The organism is Paramylibacter ulvae (assembly GCF_014652655.1).
GTDB lineage: Bacteria > Pseudomonadota > Alphaproteobacteria > Rhodobacterales > Rhodobacteraceae > Amylibacter > Amylibacter ulvae.
In genome coordinates, this window is the sequence record NZ_BMZF01000008.1 from 15,840 (window position 1) to 36,359 (window position 20,520).

Consider the following 20,520-nt stretch of genomic DNA (forward strand, 5'->3'; position numbering starts at 1 on the left):
AAATTTGGCAAAGCCAAAGGATAAAATGATGTCTGATACAGAAAACAACAAAGCTCAATCGCTTACGTTTAACGATGACGCGGGTTCGTCGCGGCCCAAGTGGCTGGCGGGGGGCATTATCCTGTTGTTGGTCTTATGGATGGGAAGCGGATTTATTTTTCCAAGCAAAGCCACCGAAGATGTCAGTGATAAGGATAAGGCGAAAAAACTGGTCACCGTTTCCGTTTCCAATTCCAGCGCAGAACCTGTGGTGCAATTTTTTGTTGCCGAAGGCCAAGCACAGCCAGATCGTGACACATCATTGCGAAGCGAAACATCAGGTAATATCGCCGAAATTTTGGTTCAAAAGGGTGCGATGGTGAAGGGCGGCGATGTGATCGCGCGGTTCGACCCTGCTGAACGTGCATCTGATTTGCTCCGCGCCCAAGAAGAATTGGCACGCGCACAGCGTGAATTTGATAATTCAGAGGCGTTGTTAAAACGTGGTGTTGCAACCGCGGATCGCGTTGCAAGTGCGCGCGCAACATTGGCATCTGCAACCGCAGGTGTGGCAACGGCGCAAAATGCGATTAACAACACGGAAATTTCCGCACCATTTGATGGGCGTCTTGAAACATTGGATATCAATATTGGTGAATATGTGAGCGCGGGGGCCGATGTTGCGCGGGTTGTTGACAATACACCGCTGACCGTTTCGGTACGCGTCCCACAACAAACATTGCGCAAATTGAAAGTTGGCCAAGAGGCGAACGTTCAATTTATCACTGGCGAAACCCGCAAAGGCAAAGTTAGCTTTGTTGGCACAAGTGCAGATGCCGCAACGCGCACGTTTTTGGCAGAGATCAGCGTTGAAAACGACGATGGTGAAATCCCAGCGGGTGTGAGCGCCGAAATTCGCGTACCCGTCAGCGAAAGCGTTGCCCATTTCATGTCCCCTGCAATCCTATCACTGGATACCGATGGCACGCTGGGTGTGAAAACGGTGGATGATGCAAACAAGGTTGTGTTCAACAAAATCGAAATTGTACGCGCGCAAACTGATGGGATTTGGGTGACTGGATTGCCCGATCAGGCCAAGATTATAACCATTGGTCAGGGCTATGTGGCCAATGGCGATGAGATCAATCCGCAGATTGACGAACCCATGCAGAAGTCTGCCATTTCGGGTGAAACAACACGCTACGCGGAATTGAACAAATGAACGGTATAATTGACGCTGCATTTTCCCGTTCGCGCGTTGTTGCGTTAACGCTGATTATGATCCTGATAATCGGGGCGATTTCATATGTTTCGATCCCCAAGGAATCCAACCCTGAAATTCCAATTCCGTTGATTTACGTTTCAACGGGTTTGGATGGTATTTCACCCGAGGATAGCGAACGCCTGTTAGTGACTCCGCTTGAAACAGAGCTCAGCTCGTTAACAGGGTTAAAGCAAATTGATGGCAACGCGGGTGAAGGATACGCCAGTGTGCAGCTTGAATTTGAACCCGGGTTTGATGCCGATTCTGCAATGGACAAAGTTCGCGAAGCCGTTGACCGTGCGAAATCCGATTTGCCGACTGATGCAACCGACCCTGTGGTCACGGAAATCAACACCGCGTTATTCCCGATTTTAACAACCATCCTGTCGGGTTCTGTGCCAGAGCGCACATTAAATAACCTTGCCGAAGATCTAAAAGATCGACTGGAAGGTGTTGAAGGTGTGTTAGAGGTGGATGTTGGTGGTTCGCGCGATGAATTGTTAGAGGTTCTGATCGATCCAACGGTTTTTGAAACCTACAATATTTCATTTGATGAATTGATCGGACAGATCACGCGCAACAATATGTTGATTGCGGCGGGTGCGATTGAAACGGGGGCAGGGCGCTTGGTGCTTAAGGTGCCAGGCCTGATCGAAGATATCCAAGATGTAATGGAATTGCCCGTCAAAGTACGCGGCGATACCGTGGTTACATTTGCCGATGTCGCCACAATACGGCGCACATTCGAGGACCCATCCAGCTTTGCGCGCATCAACGGACAGCCCGCCTTGGCGTTGGAAATTAAAAAACGCTCTGGTGCCAATATCATTGAAACCGTTGCCGCCGCCAAAGAGGTGATTTTGGATGCACAGGCCACTTGGCCCGAAAGCGTGAAAATCAATTACCTGCAAGACGAAAGCAAACAAGTCAAAGACATGTTAAGCGATCTGGAGGCAAATGTTATTGCGGCTGTGATCTTGGTGATGATTGTGATTGTTTACGCGCTTGGCATTCGATCCGCGGTATTGGTCGGGTTGGCCATTCCAGGGGCGTTTTTGGCGGGTGTTACCGCATTGTTGGCAATGGGGTACACAATGAATATCGTTGTGCTGTTTTCCCTGATTTTGGTTGTGGGCATGTTGGTTGATGGTGCGATTGTGACCACCGAATTAGCAGATCGTAAATTGCAAGAAGACATGCCCCCCAAAGAGGCATACGCATTTGCCGCCAAACGTATGTCTTGGCCGATTATTGCATCGACCGCCACAACATTAAGCGTGTTTTTCCCGCTGTTGTTTTGGACAGGTACTGTCGGCGAATTTATGAAGTTCTTACCGATTACCGTGATTATGACGCTTGGTGCATCATTGTTTATGGCGCTGATTTTCATCCCTGTTGTTGGTGGAATTATTGGCAAACGCCCGCCGCAATCGGCGCGCGATAAGGCAACATTGCATAACGCCGAAATAGGTGATCCGCGCAAAATGGGTGGATTTACGGGTGGTTATGTTCGCCTATTGCAATGGGCGATTTTGCGCCCCGGTGCGACCGTCTTGTTTGCCATTGCAATGTTGCTTGGATCGTTTGGGTTGTACGGACAGTTGGGCAATGGGGTTTCGTTTTTTCCATCGGTTGAACCCGATTTCATGCAGGTACAGGTGCGTGCGCGGGATAATTTTTCAATTTATGAACGCGACGGTTTGGTGCGATCTGTTGAGGAACGTTTGTTAAACTATGATGAAATCAAAAGCGTTTATGCAAAAACTGCCGCCGATCAACAATCAGACGAAGAGGTGATTGGCTCAATCCAGCTTGAATTATTGGATTGGGATAAACGACGCACCGCGGCACAAATCGGCGAAGACATTCGCGAGGAAATGACTCAAATCGCGGGTATTGATGTACAGGTTCAAACCGAAAGCGGTGGCCCAACGGCGGGTAAGCCCGTGAATTTGAAAGTCGTCTCAAATGATCGTGCGGCGCAAGAAGCCGCGGTGGGGGAAATCGTTGATCGCATGGATAAAATCGGTGGATTCACAGATGTGACCGATACGCGCCCATTGCCAGGTGTGGAATGGAGCATCAAGGTTGATCGATCAGAGGCCGCGCGTTTTGGTGCAGACATTAGCCTGCTTGGCCAAGCAATTCGCCTGTTAACGCAAGGGATCACCGTTGCCGATTATCGCCCAGATGATGCAGATGGCTCGGTGGACATTCGTGTGCGTTTCCCATCCCAAGACCGCACATTCGAAGAATTGCAAAGCCTTCGTGTGCCAACAAATGCTGGCTTGATTCCGATTTCGAACTTTGTAACATTCGAACCTGCACCACGCACGGGCACTATTCGTCGGATTGATCAAAAACGGGTGATTTCGATCGAAGCAAATGTTGCATCAGGTGTGTTAGTAAATGATCAAATCAATGTATTACGCGCCGCATTGGAAAAAACTGAATTTCCATCCAGCGTGACGTGGTCATTTGCGGGTGAAGCACAGGATCAGCAAGATGCCATGATTTTCCTGATGGGTGCGTTCGCGTCCGCGATTGGTATGATGTTCATCATCTTGGTGACGCAATTCAACAATTTCTATGAAGCGTTCGTTGTGATGTCAGCGATTATCTTTTCGGTGGCGGGGGTTTTGTTGGGCTTGATCGTAACTGGCCGCCCGTTTGGTGTTGTGATGGGTGGTATCGGGGTGATCGCGCTTGCGGGTATTGTGGTGAATAACAATATCGTTTTGATCGATACCTATAACGATCTGAAACGTGAAGGCATGTCACCGCTAGAGGCCGCATTGCGCACAGGTGCGCAACGTTTGCGCCCTGTTGTATTGACCTCTATCACGACTGCATTGGGATTGATGCCGATGGTGATAGGGTTGAATATCAACTTTTTCACGCGGGATATTGTTTATGGCGCACCGTCAACACAATGGTGGACAGAACTGTCCAGCGCAATCGCGGGGGGACTGGTGATTGCCACGATCCTGACATTAATTGTGACGCCTGCGATGTTGATATTAGGGGAAAAACGCCCCAAGCGGGTAAACACGCCTCCGGTTGAACCCGTTGCGGCGGATATATAAATTCAAAGCGTCCCAATGGGGCGCTTTTTTGTTTCTCTCCTTGTTCATGATTGAATTTTAGCGTTTATTCAGCGTTAAATCACCCTGTCCAAATCCAAAATCAGAGCAGCGATAGAAACATGAATACAACGCCGAGCCATTCCACGCATGACGCCCAAGAAGACATGCGCAACCAAGATATCCTGATTTACGTCAACGGTGAAATTGTGCCGCGCGATCAAGCGCGCGTTTCGGTTTATGACAGTGGTTTCATGTTGGGTGATGGCATGTGGGAAGGTATGCGTTTGTACAACGGCAAATGGGCGTTTTTTGACGAACATATGGATCGCTTGTTCAACAGTTGTAAGGCGGTATCACTTGATATCGGTATGGATCGCGCAGGCATATTAGACGCGCTGACCAAAACCGCGGCAGCGAATAATATGACGACGGATGTGCATTGTCGGTTGATGATTACACGCGGTGTAAAGGTGAAACCGTTTCAACATCCAGCATTGTCACAATCGGGTCCAACCATTGTGATTATCATGGAGCATTCAAAACCCGCAGAAAGCTTGCACAAAGCAGGCATTCGTTTGGCGACCGTGCCACAGGTGCGCGGATTGCCAATGTCTCAAGATGCAAAATTTAATTCTCATTCGAAATTGAATTGCGTGATTGCCTGTCTACAAGCGGAACAGGCGGGCGCGGACGAAGGATTGATGTTGGATCCGCATGGGTTTGTGAACACGACAAATGCGTGCAACTTTTTCATCGTGCGCGGTGGTGCGGTTTGGACATCAACGGGCGATTATTGCATGAACGGTGTCACCCGCCAAAAGGTGATTGATTTGTGCCGCGCCAACGATATTCCCGTGTTCGAGAAAAACTATTCCCTTTACGAGGCTTACGGTGCGGACGAGGCATTTTTGACCGGAACCTTTGGTGCGCAAACTCCAGTGGCCGAAATTGATGGAAAAAAGATCGGTGTGCTTGACGGTGCAGGTCCAATGACGCAACGCTTACAAAAGCTTTATAAACAATTGATTAGCGACCATATTGCATCCTAACACTGCGTAGAGTGCTTTTGCCATTGCGCAACACTCGTTTTGCAAATCATGCGAGCGCTGGATTTGACGCATAATTCATTTATACAAGCGATGTTGTATCATCGTAAAATTGCCAAGGAATATCGCCAATGGCGCATAAGATTTACATATTGAATGGGCCAAACCTGAACCTGTTGGGGAAACGCCAGCCCGAAATCTATGGTCATGCGACGCTTGCAGATGTGCAAGCGGATTGCAAAGCATTGGCGGGTGACTTGAATTGTGAAATCAGCATGCATCAGTCCAATCACGAGGGTGAAATCATTGATATGATTCATCATGCCCGCGTTGATGGGGCAGGGATTATCATAAACCCTGCGGCGTATTCCCATACATCTGTGGCAATTTTGGATGCGCTCAATACATTCGATGGCCCAGTGATTGAAGTGCATATTTCAAATATCCATAAACGCGAAGCGTTTCGCCATCATTCATATGTATCGGCGCGTGCGGATGGGGTAATTGCAGGGTGTGGTGTGGATGGATACACATTGGCGCTGCGCCATCTGGCGCGATTGTTAAACCAATAATCGAATTTCAAAATCAATATTGATTAAGCTCGCAACGCTTCCACTTCGCGTGCCATGTCTTCTGCGAGATCGGACAGTTCTGCTTGGTTTGTTTCTTGGTGAAGTTCCAGGCGCAAAGCTGTGACATTGGCTTGATACCGACGCGCCAGTCGATCTGGTGACATGTCCGATTTCAATTCACCAAGCGTTTTTGCCGCCGTGAACGCCGCCGCAATTTCCCCGCGCATGGCTTCCAAATATTGGCGCGATCGATCCGCAATCACTGCGTCCGTTGTGCGTGTATCCACCATTGTTTTGGTCAACATGCATGCTTTGCGAGTGATATCGTTCGCTGATAACAATGGATAGCTGCGCAAATGATCAGCCAGACCTTGCAATGGGGATGTCGCCTCTGCGATTTTTGCTTTGAACAGGGTGCGAAAGGTTTCTGAATATTTTTCCAAAGCAAGCAGATATAGGTTTTCCTTACTCTTGAACGCGGCATAGATGCTGCCCGGTTTCATGTTTAGCGCCGCTTCCAGATCCTTGAGCGATGTAGCATGATAGCCCTTATCCCAAAACAGGCACATGGCGGCATCCAGCGTTTCATCACGATCATAAGTGGCGGAGCGGGGCATGAAATTAAGTCTCTTCGTTTTCCAGATGGTGCAAGATGTTGGTGTAATTTTCAACTCCTTGCGCACCTGTCACAAGATGTTTTTGATTAAACACCACAGCTGGTACGCCTTGAATGCCTTGGCGTTGCCAAAACTGTTCTGCTTCGCGCACTGTGTTAGCAAAACGTTGGTCATCTAAAACGGCAACCGCTTCTTTGCGATCAAGGCCGATTTCGCTGGCAATATCGGCCAATACGGCGACGTCTGACAAATCACGACGGTGGGTGAAATGGGCACTAAAAAACGCCTGTTTCAAATCATCTTTGCGCCCTTGTTCGCCTGCCCAATGCAACAATTGGTGGGTGTTGAATGTGTTGTGCATACGAAAACCTTCGGCCCATTGAAATTCAAACCCCAGATCGGCACCAAGTGCGGTCATGCGCGCGCGGCTGTCTTCGGATTCTGCGCGGGTTGATCCGTATTTTTCAGCAACATGTTCAAACCCGTCCTGACCTTCGGGAGGCATGTTTGGGTTCAATTCGAAAGGATGCCAGTGAATTTCATGCGGTGTTCCAGTGGATTCTAATGCGCGCGACAGCTGGCGATAACCAATGATGCACCATGGGCACATCACATCAGATATGATGTCGATGCGAAGAGGGGACTTTGCAGAGGTCATGATAGTTCCTTAATTGAAAACTTTGCGATCACGTGCCCAGCATAAACGGGAAACGTTGAATGCGAAAGTGTATGGCGGCGCGGTCAGTGTGATCGCGCCGTCGATGGTGTTAGGCTGCTTTTTCGGTTCGCGACCAAGCAAATTTTTCGAACACTTTGTCCACTGGTGTTTGTGCCAAATGGTTGGTGTAGTTCGACATGATTTTTTGGCTGTAGCCCAAGATGACGTCTAAGATGTTTTGTTTGGTGAAACCTGCGTCCAAGAATGCTTGTACGTTTTCATCGGCGACGTAGCCGCGATCACGCACCAATTGCAATGTGAATGTGCGCAACGCTTCGAGACGCGCAGTTGGCAACGGTGTTTCATTGCGCAACGCGTCGGTGATTTCATCGTCAACTTTCATCATTTTGGCAATACCAGTGTGCGCAGGCACACAATAATGACACTCGTTTTCAACGTTGATTGTTTGCCAAACAACGGTCAGCTCGTCTTTGTCAAAGCTCGAGTTCATGAATAGTTCGTGCAATTTTTGATAACCTTCCAACAGGCTTGGCGATTCTGCCATGACGGCGTGCAAACCTGGTAGGCGACCGTTTGCAGCAATGGATTTTGCAACGAGTGGTTTTGATGCTTCTGGTGCGGTTTCTTCTGTGTGGGTTGTAAAGTTAGTCATTGGTCTCTCCTTGAAACTGTTTGCGCTGCGTGTTGCATTGCTTGTGAGATGTCTACTTTTATTTTGAGTGATTGCTCAAGTATAATAATTGAGCAATCACTCAAATGTGAGAATCAACTGTGCAACGTGATCTGAAAGGGAGGTTGGCGCCCGCTTAATACGTGGTCGGTGATCAAGGTATCCCTGAAATTGATTTCCAGCGAAATAGCGGTTGTCAGTCTAAATAATGTTATGTTATATGATAACATTGTTGAGCAAGTGATTGTTCAATCCCGATTTTTATACCTTTCTGAAAAACAAACAGGAACATGACAATGAAATTACTGCCGTATATTGCATTTGCCGTAGCTGCCGCCCCTGCATTCGCCGAAGAAAAGCGCCAAATGGATGCTCACGAGCATGGTGTAGGCCAGATGAATATCGCGATTGAAGATTCCAAAGTCGTGATTGAACTGCATGCACCTGGAGCGGATATTGTTGGATTTGAATATCCGGCAGAGAGCATTGAAGACCGTACAAAGATAGAAGCAGCGGTTGCGATGCTTGCAAAACCACTTGATCTGTTTGTATTCCCAGCCGCGACAGGGTGTAGTGTGGTTGAAGCAACAAGCGAGCTGGAAGGCGGCGAGCACCACGATCATGAAGATCACGATGATGAGCATGGGCATGATGATCATGAACATGACGAAGACCATGCGCATGAAGAAGGTCACGATGAGAATGATGAGCATGATGACCATGATGAACACGCATCTGGCCACACCGAATTTCATGCAGAATATGAGCTGAATTGCACTAATCTTGACGCATCGGGTGAAATTGCATTCGATTATTTCAAGACATTCCCGAATGCGAAGGAACTTGAAATTCAGGTCATTTCAAAAGACGGCGCAACAGCGGTTGAAGTTGAACGCGATACGCCTACACTGGCATTGAAAGATCTGCTTTAAATTGGAAATATCGTGTCGAAAGATACATCAATATTAACGCTTAAAGATGTTCGCTACCGCTGGTCGGGGCGGGCATCTTTTGAATTGTCGGTGCCGCAATTTAGCGTCAATCGCGGTGAAACGGTTTTGCTATTGGGTGAAAGCGGTTCAGGAAAATCCACGTTGCTGTCGCTAATTTGTGGCACGATTATCGCGCAAAACGGCATCGTGGATGTTGGCGGAACGGATATTGGCGCGCTGTCGGCGCGCGAACGTGACCAATTTCGCGCGGAACAAATCGGATTGATTTTTCAACAGTTTAACTTGCTTCCATATGCGACTGTTTTGGATAATATTTTGCTGCCATTGCGGTTTGCAAAATCACGACGCCAAGCCGTGCCTTCGCCAAATGCCATGGCAAGCCAACTTTGCGATGAATTGGGATTGCCCAGCGATGTTATTCATGCGCGTGCGGGCACGTTGAGTGTGGGTCAACAACAACGTGTTGCGGCGGCGCGGGCATTGATTGGCAACCCGCCGTTGATTATCGCGGATGAACCAACTTCTGCGCTTGATGCGGCAACGCAATTAACATTTCTAAAGCTGTTGTTTGATCAATCGCGTCAGCATGACACAACATTGTTGATGGTAAGCCATGATGCCCGCTTGGCCGATCAATTTGATCGCGTCGTGAAAATGTCCGATGTCGCAGAAAACAAGAGAGAGACAACATGATGTTGCGCCTTGCATATGGCTCGTTGATTGCGCGGGCATTGACCGTGGCGATGACCATCATTGCCATCGCATTGTCTGTCGCGTTGTTTTTAGGTGTGGAAAAGGTGCGCACCGGTGCCAAGGCCAGTTTTGCCGACACGATTTCGGGCACTGATTTGATCGTTGGTGCGCGTTCGGGTTCGGTACAATTATTACTGTATTCCGTATTTCGCATCGGGAATGCCACGAACAATCTCACGTGGGAAAGCTATCAAGACATCGCTAACCGTTCAGAGGTTGATTGGATTGTTCCCATTTCCTTGGGCGACAGCCACCGCCAATTTCGCGTGATGGGCACAACGTCTGCATTTTTTGAGCGTTATAAATATCGATCAGGTCAATCGCTGACGATGAAAGAGGGCGCGGCAATGTCCGATCTTTTTGATACGGTGATTGGTGCGGATGTGGCCGCGACGCTTGGTTATGAAATCGGGGATCCTATTGTTGTCGCGCACGGTTTGGCATCGTTTAGCAATCATGATGATCAACCGTTTCGCGTATCGGGCATTTTGGAAAAAACGGGTACACCGGTTGATCGAACAGTAATTGTAAGCCTGCAAGCCATCGAGGCCATTCATGTAGACTGGCAAACAGGTGCAAGAATCCAAGGGCAAACCACACCTGTTGATGTGATTAGGAAAATGGATTTAACCCCAACGGCGATAACGGCCGCATTGGTTGGGGTTAAGGGTCGCTTTCAGATTTTTGGATTACAGCGCGCCATCAATGAATATACGGAAGAACCGCTTTTGGCGATATTGCCCGGTGTTGCATTACAAGAACTGTGGCAAATTGTTGGTATTGCTGAAACGGCGCTGATCGGTGTGTCTGGCATGGTGGTGGTGACGGCGCTGATCGGGATGATGGCGACAATTTTTTCCAGTTTGAACGAGCGCCGCCGCGAAATGGCAATTTACCGCGCCATGGGTGCCAAACCACGGGTGATCGTAAGCCTGCTGGTATTAGAAGCGGCATTGATGGCGGCAATTGGCGCATTGCTTGGGTTGGCGTTATTATACATTGGATTGTGGCTGGCACAGCCACTGGTCGATCAGGCATTTGGCCTATGGCTCCCGATCGAAGCACCAAGTATGCGCGAATTTTGGGTATTGATCGGTGTTATCATCGCTGGCGCAATTGTGAGTATGGTTCCTGCGATTAGGGCTTATCGAATGTCAGTTGCTGATGGTATGATGGTACGGATTTGATGAAAGGGGTCGGATAATGCAATTGTCACGTCGTCAATTGATTACAAGCGCCGCTGCAAGCGCCGCGTTGCCACGTGTTGCATGGGCAGTTGAAGCGCGGGAAATCAAATGGGATGATTTGATCCCCCCCGGTGTTCCGTATTCCGAGATTATCGGCGAAGGTGAAATGGATGAACAAAACGATACATGGAACCCGATTTTTGATGAAAATGCGACCAAGCTAAACCCTGCATTTGACGGGGCATATATCAAGATGCCTGGTTTTATCATCCCCATGGAAATGTCTGTGGGCGGTGTAAGTAGCTTTGTTTTGGTGCCCTATGTCGGTGCCTGTATTCATACCCCACCGCCGCCGCCAAATCAGTTGGTGTTTGTGACAACACAAAAGGCTTGGCCAAGCAAAGATATGTGGGAGGCCGTCTGGGTCACTGGCGAAATTCGCCATGAATTACAAACCACCGAGGTGGCCGAAACAGGTTATACATTGGCTGCGGATAAAATGGAGATCTATGTATGGGAATGACCCGAATACATCGACGGTCCGTATTGGCGGGGCTATGTGGGATCAGTGTTATCCCACCTTTTGCCAATGCTGCCGAGGAATATGTTGATCTTGAGTGGACAGATTTAGTACCAAAAGGGCAGGTAATTATACCGCAGGAAATTCAAGAGCTTACACAGCATAGCCAATCCACTCCGCGTGGCAAACAACCACAATCAACGGGTGTGCGCAGCGATTGGAATGGCCAGACTGTACGCTTGCGCGGTTTTATTGTGCCCATCGATTATTCGGGCACCGGCGTCACCGCGTTTATATTGGTGCCATTTGTTGGTGCCTGCGTGCACGTACCACCACCCCCTGCAAATCAGTTGGTGTTCGTTACCACAGAAACACCCTATGAAAGTTCGGGGCTGTATGAACCTGTGAATGTGACGGGGATGTTTGGCACAGCGTCCACAACGACACAGCTTGCGGAAATTGCCTATGCTTTGTCTGCTGATCGTATCGAACCATACGGCGATTAATAATCACCGTACTACCGAAGCGCAAAACGCCGTGCGAATAGCAATTTTTGCCGCTTCTGTCGGTTCGTCATCTTTACCCGCGCTACCCGCCATCACCAATTTTGACGCAGGTGTTGGCCGAAAACTAAATCGTTCATTGACCACACAAAGCCCCGTATGAAGCGATGATCGGCCCAAAGAAATTTGCTTCTTATCAGTGATAGGTCCCTGAGACACAGGTTCGTTTGCATCAATTCCACATTTATTGTGTAAATTTTAACTGCTACCATTGTTAAAATATGGTTTTAACATATTGTATTCCTTGCAATATGTTTCAAAAAACAGTTTGGTAATATTAATAACATGGGCACATTGGCGAATCTGGAGGCTAACTGTCACGTTAAGAATAACGCGGGAATGTATTGAATGTGAATGATGACCGTCGCCAAAATGAAACGAAGCTTGATCGGGTGAAAAATCAGATTTCGTTTCCAAGGGTTGCGATATGTGTATTGCTGGCGATGGCAATATTGCAAGTTGCAGTATTTTTGCAGCATGGCAATTTTGGATCGCCCAAGGAATATCCTGTTCCAATTATTGTGGGCATTGTTCTTGGCCTTATCGTTGCATCCGTAGATCACGTTGTCAGAGCGACGCACAAACGGTTGCATCTGGAGCTTGAAGAAAAAGAAAAACTATACGACATCCTGAAATTAAGCGAAGAACGCTTTTTGCTGGCAACAAAACGTTCATTTGTTTGGGATTGGGATATCGATTCAGATGCGCTCTACATGTCACCGGGGTTTGCAGAAAGTTTGGGTTATTCATCAGATGAATTAAAACAGGCGATGAACGGTACAACCACAAATTTATTGCATCCCGACGACAAAGAACAATATCACAGGAAACTGAAGGCTCATTTGGCCGATCCCTCCGTAGGGTATATAAACGAACACCGTTTCAGAACCAAGTCGGGGCGATATAAATGGTTCCTTGCAATTGGACAGTCTGTGGTTGACGAAACAGGACGGGCAATTCGGTTTAACGGAACCACATCCGACATTTCAGAGCGCATAGATTTAGAGGCAAAACTAAATCAAACTCAGAAAATGGAAGCAATCGGAACCTTAACTGGTGGTATTGCCCATGATTTCAACAATTTACTAGCGATTATCATGGGTAATCTCGAATTGTTGAAAGACGAGGTCAACAATCCTGAACATAAACAATTGATTCAAAATGGAATGGAAGCATCCCAACGTGGCGCAGAGCTCACACGTAATATGCTTAGCTTTGCGCGAAAATCACGGTTGGAACCAGCAGTTATCGAATTAAACCAGCTCATTCTAAATTTGAAAAGTTGGACGGGGCGCACGTTATCCGCAGCGATCGAAATCGAAACGTCCCTGCTCGCTGGCCTATGGCCCATAGAGGCCGATAGAAGTTCGACTGAGAGTGGCTTGTTAAATCTGATACTTAATGCGCGCGACGCGATGCCTAACGGCGGCAAGCTGACGATTGAGACGTCCAATGTGCGCGTTGATGATGATTACGTTGAACTGCGCGGCGAAGAAATTGCGCCGGGGCGATATGTATTGTTAGCTGTAAGCGATACAGGGCAGGGTATTGAAACGGAAAACTTAGAAGCCATTTTCGAGCCTTTTTTTACCACGAAAGCCGTAGGTTCTGGCTCGGGGCTTGGGCTTTCTATGTTAGAAGGATTCATGCGCCAATCAGGGGGTACTGTGCGTGTTTATTCAGAGTTGGATGTTGGTACGACGTTCAAGCTCTACTTTCCTGCGTGCGAACGCGCAGAAGTTGTTGAAAAAACAACTAATACCACCTCGCCAAAGCGCAACGTAGATGATCGTCCAACAATTTTAATGGTGGACGATAATATTCAGGCTTTGACGGCCTATCGCAGCATGCTGATGAAAGCGGGCTTTCATATTGTGGATGCGGTTTCAGGCGACGAAGCATATGCCAAGTTCGTGGAAAACCCCGCCGTTGATCTGTTGTTGACCGATATTGTGATGCCAGGAGAGTTGCAGGGCACAACCTTGTCCAAGGAGCTACGAAAAACCAAACCTGACTTGCCGGTAATATATATGTCTGGGTATGCTGCAGAGGCGACCGTTCATGGGAATGGGCTTCGCGCGACAGATATTCGTTTGATGAAACCATTCGGTCGTACGGATCTTCTGCGGGCAATCAACAAGGCACTTTCGCGTGATTGATTTTTTCTTGGGTTTCGAGGGGTGTTTAATTTCTTTAGAGCCAGTTTGAAGTGATTACTTTTTTATTTTTCTGAATTTCGCAAAACTTAGTACAAAACTTTAAGAACATTGGCCTCGCTAATAAATTTCTTCACAAAATTTGGACATCAGTTTTCTCAGACCCAATTCCTTTTCAGCCATGAAAAGGAATAGAAATGTTAACCACATATGAAACCGCCCTACATTTTGGACTGACGAGTGCGACGGTGCGTCGGTATGCGCGTGCGGGCAAAATTATTGGGCACACGGTGCTGCGCGATTATAGATTTAGCTGGGAAGTGATTTGGGGATGTGAGCAGGGGCCAATGCCGCGCGGGAGGCGCTGTGCGCTCTATAAAATACCCTTGTTAAACAAGGCAGAGCTCGGAACTCTAACAGGGCATAGTGTGCGTACGATTGAACGTTGGATTGATGCTGGGCTACCAACACGCAATGTATTTGCCAATGTGCGTATCAATAAGCATGACGCGTCATGCTGGCTTAAAACTGAATATGGCTTTGACTTGTCGGCCGCGTCTCAGCGGGACCTGCCATGATGGTGTTTTACACAGATATGACATGCGTATTCGCGACAGAGCATTCTTTTGGAAATATTTTGCACAAAGGCCCCCAAACAGGAATTGGGGTTATGTTTGTTGGCCTGTTTGTAAATCCCTGCGTTTCGACGACAGACTGTGCAAATAGGCAGGTTCTGAAGAATTTTTACGCTGCGTATAAATTGGGTATCTCACTGGGCTCCAATCGGTGCGCTTTCTCCATGTGGTTTGTCGTTCAGGTCGTTTCTTGTGAACGCCGTGGACGACAAACCACATTTTTTAAATAGGAGAGCAAAATGACAATTCTAAACAACAAAGGATTCAAGGTTGGGACAACCATATTTTTATCAGAGGTTTTGAAATGGGCCGAAGAGAATGGGGAACCTTATGGCAGCATATGTGAATTAAAGAAAGTGCCTGCTCGCCTTGGCCTTTGTGACCAAGATCTCGGTTCTATCTCCGCCGATCTACAGTATTTTGAAATTAAAATCGCAACATCACCTTATGGGACGGTATCGAAGTCAAAAGATCTGGAAGTACTGCGCAAGCGGGCTAACTCGCGGTTGCGCTCATTACTGAAACGCTTTCACGCAGATCGTGGAAACATGCCAAAGCAAGTTGGGCGCGAAGAGTGGACACAATTGATAATGGCGGTTCAAGCCTTTGAAGGGTTTGCGGATCGCGGTGCGGTTTTTACAACTGGGCAATCGCGAACACTGACTTCTTTGCGCGCACGGGCAAGTGTTGCACCCGTTGATCTCTGCCAAGGGGAGGTTGATCGCATCGTTAAAGTCGCGAAATCTGAAAAACGCCGCGCCATCACGAAAGGTGTTCGATTTTTAAATCGGTTGATCACAGAATTTGGCGATCATCCCGCGTTTATGGGATTGATCCCCACAAAACCATTTATCGTTCCCGCAGGGTCTGATCGGGCAAAGCGCATTTTGTGGAGCAGCTTACCACAAGAACTGCGCGTATCGGTGGAAACCGTAATGGACGCAATGTTGGCAACACCTGAAACCATCTCAGCGGCACATATCGCTCGCATCCATGCCGGTGAAGATAAAGATCAAGTGAGAAAAGAACTTACTCTTTTGATGACAGACAAACGCGTTGTGCCTCAGAATGCAGAAGCGGCGAAGGCTGGTTATAAGAGTGCTGTGACATGGCTTGTGCGCGCCGCCGAGGAATTAGGGATGGATCGCAATCAGTTTGCGGATTTGGAAAGCTTGATGAGCCTTGAGATCATGCGTGCGGCTTGTGATCAGCAAATTGAACGAAGTAAAAACTCGTCTACGTTAAAGGATGCAAACAAAACGCAATCTTTGATGTCACGCCTAACTGCTTTGCGGACCTTAGCCACACATGGATTGAAGAATGAAGACCTTATCTTACACATTAATTTGCTTCGTGGCCAACACGGTCAAGGTCATAATGAGCGCAAGCGTCGTAGATCGGAACATGCTGATGAAGTATGTCGGGTTATACAACGTCATCCACATCTTGCAGCGAACTTTGTGAATGCTCCCCAAACAATTGCAGATATAGCGGAAAAACGGATCACTGCTGCACGCGAACAGGATAATGACGAGGCTGAGCAACGCGCATTGCGTCTTTATGCTACCGCTGTTGCCTTTGCAGTACAGGTCTCGCGTCCGATCCGTACCTCAAACCTTATACGTCTGCGTCATCGTGCAAGTGAGGATTTGCTTGGGAATGTGGAATGGCTGGACAATCGTAAACACGCGCGTCTGACATTCAAAGAGAACGAGGTTAAAAACAGCAAAGTCATTGTTGTGCATCTGCTGGGTGCAGAAGCGCTGATACTTGAGAAATGGTTATCGAAATATCGGCTGCGGTATTGTGAACTGCGGGGTATCGCTGACAGTGTATATGTGCTGCCAGGAGATGCGACGCCACGATTGGGAAAGGGCAACATCTCGCTACCAAGGGGTTGTGTAAGCCCAAGTACGATGTCGGAGCTTTGGGATGATGGTGCCAAAATAATTGGTCTTAATCTGACACCACATGAATCACGACATGTAGTTGCCACGCTCATTCTTGCGATCGAACCTGGTAATTTTTCAAAGGTGGCGTCTGTCCTTGGAGATACGACTGAAACAGTCATGAGCCACTATGGGCGCGATAGTGGTGAGCAGGCAGCCTGTGATGTTCTGAAGGCGATTAAAGCTCAGCACCCGGGCGTATTAAATCGAATGAAAAACAGAGAACATAGAAAATGAAACATAGATTAACGGTTGAGGAGCGTATGGCCTCGGCACCACTGGCGGTGCAAAATGCAGTCTTGGCGCAAAGTCACCCCTTAGAGCCTGGCGCGGTATCGGTGATGGGGCGGTTCTTTGATGCGCTGGAATTGCGTGGTGAAGCGCATGACAACCCGTCCACAGCGGTGTTTACGGATGCGGCAAAATCTGAATCAACCTTAGCCACGTTACTAAAATCTCTTGAAACTTATGCACCACAAATCTGTACTGCTGCGGGGCGCGATTTGCGTCGGGACTATTATCGCGCACGTACTGAGGCGCAAACTCAAGATCGACCTAATGAAGGTGCAGTGATTCCTGAAACCGCTCCTTCAAAGTGGCCCGCTGCTTGGCAGGCTAAATACGTCGGCATTTATCATGCGCCAAACCTTAGGCCGGCCACAAAGAAACGCCATATCGCATCAATCTCGCGCTGTGCTGATTTACTGTTGGTTGCGGGCGCTGATGCAACCTTGGATTATCTGACGGGGTATTTATTGGCACAAGAACTGCGCAAGCGGGGTATTAAACATAAAACCATTGCAGGCTATCTCGGTGGATTGCTCGCTTTAGAAAAATACAGTGAAGCAGACGGGGTCACAGTCGCGAGTTTAAATAGCCTTATTCAACAGCATCTGACCGATGCAAAATTTGAGGATAAAGAAAAGCTGCCAAGGCTGCAGACGATCATGGCACAGGGTGGGTTTGCATTTATTGCGGAAACCGCGGGACAATTGCGATCAGCGGCAGCCGCGCGGGCAGGGTGGACATTGCAAAAACAAAGGTTGCTGCAAATGGTTGCGCTGTTAGCGGTTCACATGAACAAGCCTGCAAGAACCAGCGATGTGGCGCGCTGGGTGATTGGTGTTAACTTGATCCGTCATCCCAGTGGTTTGTGGGAGCTGGTTTGGGAGCAACAAAAGACAAGTGTGGAAACTGAAGCGGGTTTATTGTGGGAAGAGGTCTCGGAAATACTTGATGAACTCATCCTTGGCGGGCGCCCTGATCGCACGATTCATCAGCGCTATGATACGTTGCAAGGGGCAAACTGGTTGACCTTAGAGGATAGGTGTTTGGCATCAAAATTGCCAAGCCAGCTTATCAAGGAAGCAATTGGCATACCCAGCCATGATTTGCGCACATTGGCGGCGGATTACCTGCGGCTACATGATCCAGAAACGGCGCCAAATACCATTAGAACCCATCTTGGGCATTCCACGTTTGAGGCCGGCAAAGAGTATAGCATTCTGTGTGAAAATGATGTGGCGGATCAAACTTGGAAAGACATCCGCGAGACCGTCAAAGCTAAGCTATAAACAGATGAATTCCCATCCGATTTGAATCTCTGCGCAATCTTCTTTGTGAGATCGCGCAGAGGTTCAAACCTTCTGAAGCCTCAAAATAAACTGAACCAATATTGGGTGGTGCCAATATTAAACATCAATCGTGACGCCAAACCGAAAGGAAAAACCAAGCCGTTCTTGAGCCAAGGTAATACCGCCTCTGGCACCAAAAAAGGAACATCATATGTTCGATTTTCTCAACGATCCGCTGAACGAGCTGCGGGAATTTGCACTGACCCATCAAGAGGTTTTGCAAAACATCTCCTCCCTCTTGGGCGGAGGGCGCGCGCTGCGCCGCACACAACACTTACTCGACCGCGTTGCAATGGCACCAAAGCTGACGCGCTATATGATCAATGAACTGAACCAGCTGCGCAGCTTTCTGTACTTTGATGATGAAGCGCACAACCCCTATGGCAATCATCCATCGTCTGATGTGATGCCCCATCCCGAAACGCCGATTATCGAGGATATTTGTCTGCTAAGCGACGGATTTAACGATGTGCTGATGCGCCTTGGCAAAGCTGAAAACATTCCACTGTTGCAAAAAGGGGGCTTGTTATGAGAACGACCCTTTATGACCGTTTGGATGAATATGTCTTGCCTGCAATTCAAGCGGGGCGTTGCTTTGCCCAAGCTTGGGAAAACTGTTGTGATCAGACGCCTGGCTTACGCTACAATGGCTTTGCACCAACGATAGCGCGGCTTTTGGAGTGCGAAATCCTTACCGCCAAGGACAGGGATATCATCCAGGAAATGGGCGGTTACATCCGCGCTGAGCTCAACGCCATGGTGCAGGGCTACGGCGATGTCGCACTGTCCCAATCGACCCATGATCATGAGGTTGTTGACCCACTTCAAGAAGCACTGCGACAGCTCGCAGAAGAATGGAAATCACTCACCGCACTTCATCAAAACATCCATGATGTGAAAGCCGCAATCCATTTCCATAACTGGGTTTTGAAAGAGTTGCCCTGATCATTACAAAACAAATGAACCCCGCGGTGTTTGATCGCGGGATTCAGGTTTTGAGACATGTTTTTCTAGTAAACTAACTGGATACGCCGAGGCTACGTGCACGAATATCCACCCCCATTTACCATATCGAACAGGATAGGTGTGCGGGAGGCATATTATATTACAATAAACAATTACACGATGTTCGAAAACATAACCTATTCAATCTCGCCTGTAGTTGTCTTTGCGCCAAAGAGATCTCCATCGATCACACCATATTTTGCTTCCAATTCGTGTAAAGCATCGCATTCTACTGAACCGCGGGCGAAACGATAGTCTTCCGAAAGAAAGCTTTTTTCTCTACCCGGAGTTGCTGCCGCAGTAAATAAAGCAACGTTTTGGATTGCGAGATATTCCATCATTTGTTCATAAGTGGCTTTATACTCGAACTGCCAAGCAAGCGCTAAATCGACAACGACATGAGAAACCTCCTCGACACTTAACGCTTTTAGGAAGTAAGCGGAAGTTCTGTTCGAAAACCAAGTATCTTCAACAGAGGCTTTAAAAATTTGAAAGTTTTCACGTTTTAAGAGGTGCTCATACGATAATGCGTGGTTGATATATGCTTCCAGAAAGGCACTCGATCCCGATATCTGATCTTCAAAATTAACAAGTTTATTCGCGGCGCTGTGCATTCCAAAGGAAAGTTTTGAGATAAGCTGAGCGTCACTACACATCTCGTAGACATAGTCTAATTCAGCACGGTAAATAGCAGCACCTGGGATATCGTTAAGGCCTGGTTTTTTTGGTTCTTCAATGATGATATTCATCAATTTTTTTCCTGAATTTAGGCTGTGAATATGGGTTCACAGCGGTTTAATTTATGAGATCATCCAAGAATTTGAGTGATCCTATGGAACATATTAGGTTCTTTAAAAAAGCAGGAAGCGGATTGAGTAAGTTTTTTTCAAAAAAGATAAAAATCGGAACTGGCTCTCCGCAAATTTGAAGCCTTCATGTTGAAAAATACGTGTTTTTTATCGGGTTATTGTGAATGTTCAGTTGGTAAAATAAATTTTTTTATTTAACTATTTAGCCGTTTTCGACTACATTGATTTCTTTTTCATGCTTAATTTCCAATTGTTAAGATGAACCGGAGACTCTCCATTATTCAAATGCTCATATTTGTTCCAAAGGCGTTGACGTCAGAGCAGCATAAACCCAGCTCGCGGATTTATTTAGGTTAAATTAATCCGCTTTGTTGAGTATTTCAGTGGCTGTACAGCTGGAGGTTTTGTGCATTTCTGGCTGCACAAATAGTGTTCTCATCTAA

The 20,520-nt window shown here is 47.7% G+C and carries 19 protein-coding genes; 15 read left to right on the forward strand and 4 right to left on the reverse strand.

From position 1 onward, the window contains the following. Window positions 1–25: 25 nt before the first annotated feature. From IE094_RS12635 to aroQ, 4 genes are all read left to right on the forward strand, one after another. Window positions 26–1,201: an efflux RND transporter periplasmic adaptor subunit gene (locus IE094_RS12635; protein ID WP_229802323.1), complete on the forward strand. Its 1,176-nt coding sequence runs from the start codon at window positions 26–28 to the stop codon at window positions 1,199–1,201. Continuing rightward, on the forward strand, window positions 1,198–4,329 hold the full coding sequence (locus IE094_RS12640; protein ID WP_189641073.1) for an efflux RND transporter permease subunit: 3,132 nt from the start codon (window positions 1,198–1,200) through the stop codon (window positions 4,327–4,329). Before IE094_RS12635 ends, IE094_RS12640 begins: the two co-directional genes overlap by 4 nt. Window positions 4,330–4,448: 119 nt before the next feature. Continuing rightward, complete coding sequence (locus IE094_RS12645) at window positions 4,449–5,378, forward strand: aminotransferase class IV (protein ID WP_189641074.1); 930 nt, start codon at window positions 4,449–4,451, stop codon at window positions 5,376–5,378. Between the two features lie 128 nt (window positions 5,379–5,506). Next, window positions 5,507–5,947, forward strand: coding sequence for a type II 3-dehydroquinate dehydratase (aroQ, locus tag IE094_RS12650; RefSeq protein WP_189641075.1), 441 nt, complete (start codon window positions 5,507–5,509; stop codon window positions 5,945–5,947). Window positions 5,948–5,970: 23 nt separating this feature from the next. On the opposite strand, the gene IE094_RS12655 is transcribed toward aroQ, so the two are convergent. From IE094_RS12655 to IE094_RS12665, 3 genes are all read right to left on the reverse strand, one after another. Further along, window positions 5,971–6,564 (reverse strand): TetR/AcrR family transcriptional regulator, encoded by a 594-nt coding sequence (locus tag IE094_RS12655; RefSeq protein WP_189641076.1) that lies wholly within the window; start codon window positions 6,562–6,564, stop codon window positions 5,971–5,973. 4 nt (window positions 6,565–6,568) lie between these two features. Beyond that, complete coding sequence (locus IE094_RS12660) at window positions 6,569–7,222, reverse strand: DsbA family oxidoreductase (RefSeq protein ID WP_189641077.1); 654 nt, start codon at window positions 7,220–7,222, stop codon at window positions 6,569–6,571. A 109-nt stretch (window positions 7,223–7,331) separates the two neighbouring features. Beyond that, window positions 7,332–7,895, reverse strand: coding sequence for a carboxymuconolactone decarboxylase family protein (locus IE094_RS12665; RefSeq protein WP_189641078.1), 564 nt, complete (start codon window positions 7,893–7,895; stop codon window positions 7,332–7,334). 308 nt (window positions 7,896–8,203) lie between these two features. Between IE094_RS12665 and zrgA the strand changes: the two genes are divergently transcribed. The 11 genes from zrgA to IE094_RS12720 all read left to right on the forward strand — a co-directional run bounded on the left by zrgA (window position 8,204) and on the right by IE094_RS12720 (window position 19,208). Next, window positions 8,204–8,845: a zinc uptake protein ZrgA gene (zrgA, locus tag IE094_RS12670; RefSeq protein WP_308429221.1), complete on the forward strand. Its 642-nt coding sequence runs from the start codon at window positions 8,204–8,206 to the stop codon at window positions 8,843–8,845. A 12-nt stretch (window positions 8,846–8,857) separates the two neighbouring features. After that, a complete protein-coding gene (locus IE094_RS12675) occupies window positions 8,858–9,559 on the forward strand; it encodes an ABC transporter ATP-binding protein (RefSeq protein WP_189641080.1) in 702 nt (233 codons plus the stop codon). Further along, the gene (locus IE094_RS12680; protein WP_189641081.1) at window positions 9,556–10,806 is read left to right on the forward strand and encodes an ABC transporter permease; all 1,251 of its coding nucleotides are present in this window, start codon (window positions 9,556–9,558) and stop codon (window positions 10,804–10,806) included. Before IE094_RS12675 ends, IE094_RS12680 begins: the two co-directional genes overlap by 4 nt. Window positions 10,807–10,822: 16 nt before the next feature. Continuing rightward, on the forward strand, window positions 10,823–11,329 hold the full coding sequence (locus IE094_RS12685) for a DUF3299 domain-containing protein (protein ID WP_189641082.1): 507 nt from the start codon (window positions 10,823–10,825) through the stop codon (window positions 11,327–11,329). Then, window positions 11,326–11,832: a DUF3299 domain-containing protein gene (locus IE094_RS12690; protein WP_308429222.1), complete on the forward strand. Its 507-nt coding sequence runs from the start codon at window positions 11,326–11,328 to the stop codon at window positions 11,830–11,832. The genes IE094_RS12685 and IE094_RS12690 overlap by 4 nt, the downstream gene beginning before the upstream one ends. 500 nt (window positions 11,833–12,332) lie before the next feature. Continuing rightward, on the forward strand, window positions 12,333–14,048 hold the full coding sequence (locus IE094_RS12695; RefSeq protein ID WP_229802325.1) for a PAS domain-containing hybrid sensor histidine kinase/response regulator family protein: 1,716 nt from the start codon (window positions 12,333–12,335) through the stop codon (window positions 14,046–14,048). A 194-nt stretch (window positions 14,049–14,242) separates the two neighbouring features. Next, window positions 14,243–14,623 (forward strand): helix-turn-helix domain-containing protein, encoded by a 381-nt coding sequence (locus IE094_RS12700; RefSeq protein ID WP_189641085.1) that lies wholly within the window; start codon window positions 14,243–14,245, stop codon window positions 14,621–14,623. A gap of 296 nt (window positions 14,624–14,919) precedes the next feature. After that, a complete protein-coding gene (locus IE094_RS12705; RefSeq protein WP_189641086.1) occupies window positions 14,920–16,866 on the forward strand; it encodes a site-specific integrase in 1,947 nt (648 codons plus the stop codon). After that, complete coding sequence (locus IE094_RS12710) at window positions 16,863–18,203, forward strand: hypothetical protein (RefSeq protein WP_189641087.1); 1,341 nt, start codon at window positions 16,863–16,865, stop codon at window positions 18,201–18,203. Before IE094_RS12705 ends, IE094_RS12710 begins: the two co-directional genes overlap by 4 nt. A gap of 211 nt (window positions 18,204–18,414) precedes the next feature. Next, complete coding sequence (locus IE094_RS12715; protein WP_189641088.1) at window positions 18,415–18,795, forward strand: hypothetical protein; 381 nt, start codon at window positions 18,415–18,417, stop codon at window positions 18,793–18,795. After that, window positions 18,792–19,208, forward strand: a complete 417-nt coding sequence (locus tag IE094_RS12720) for a hypothetical protein (protein ID WP_189641089.1) — start codon at window positions 18,792–18,794, stop codon at window positions 19,206–19,208. The genes IE094_RS12715 and IE094_RS12720 overlap by 4 nt, the downstream gene beginning before the upstream one ends. A 197-nt stretch (window positions 19,209–19,405) precedes the next feature. On the opposite strand, the gene IE094_RS12725 is transcribed toward IE094_RS12720, so the two are convergent. Then, window positions 19,406–20,017, reverse strand: a complete 612-nt coding sequence (locus IE094_RS12725; RefSeq protein ID WP_189641090.1) for a hypothetical protein — start codon at window positions 20,015–20,017, stop codon at window positions 19,406–19,408. Window positions 20,018–20,520 lie beyond the last annotated feature (503 nt).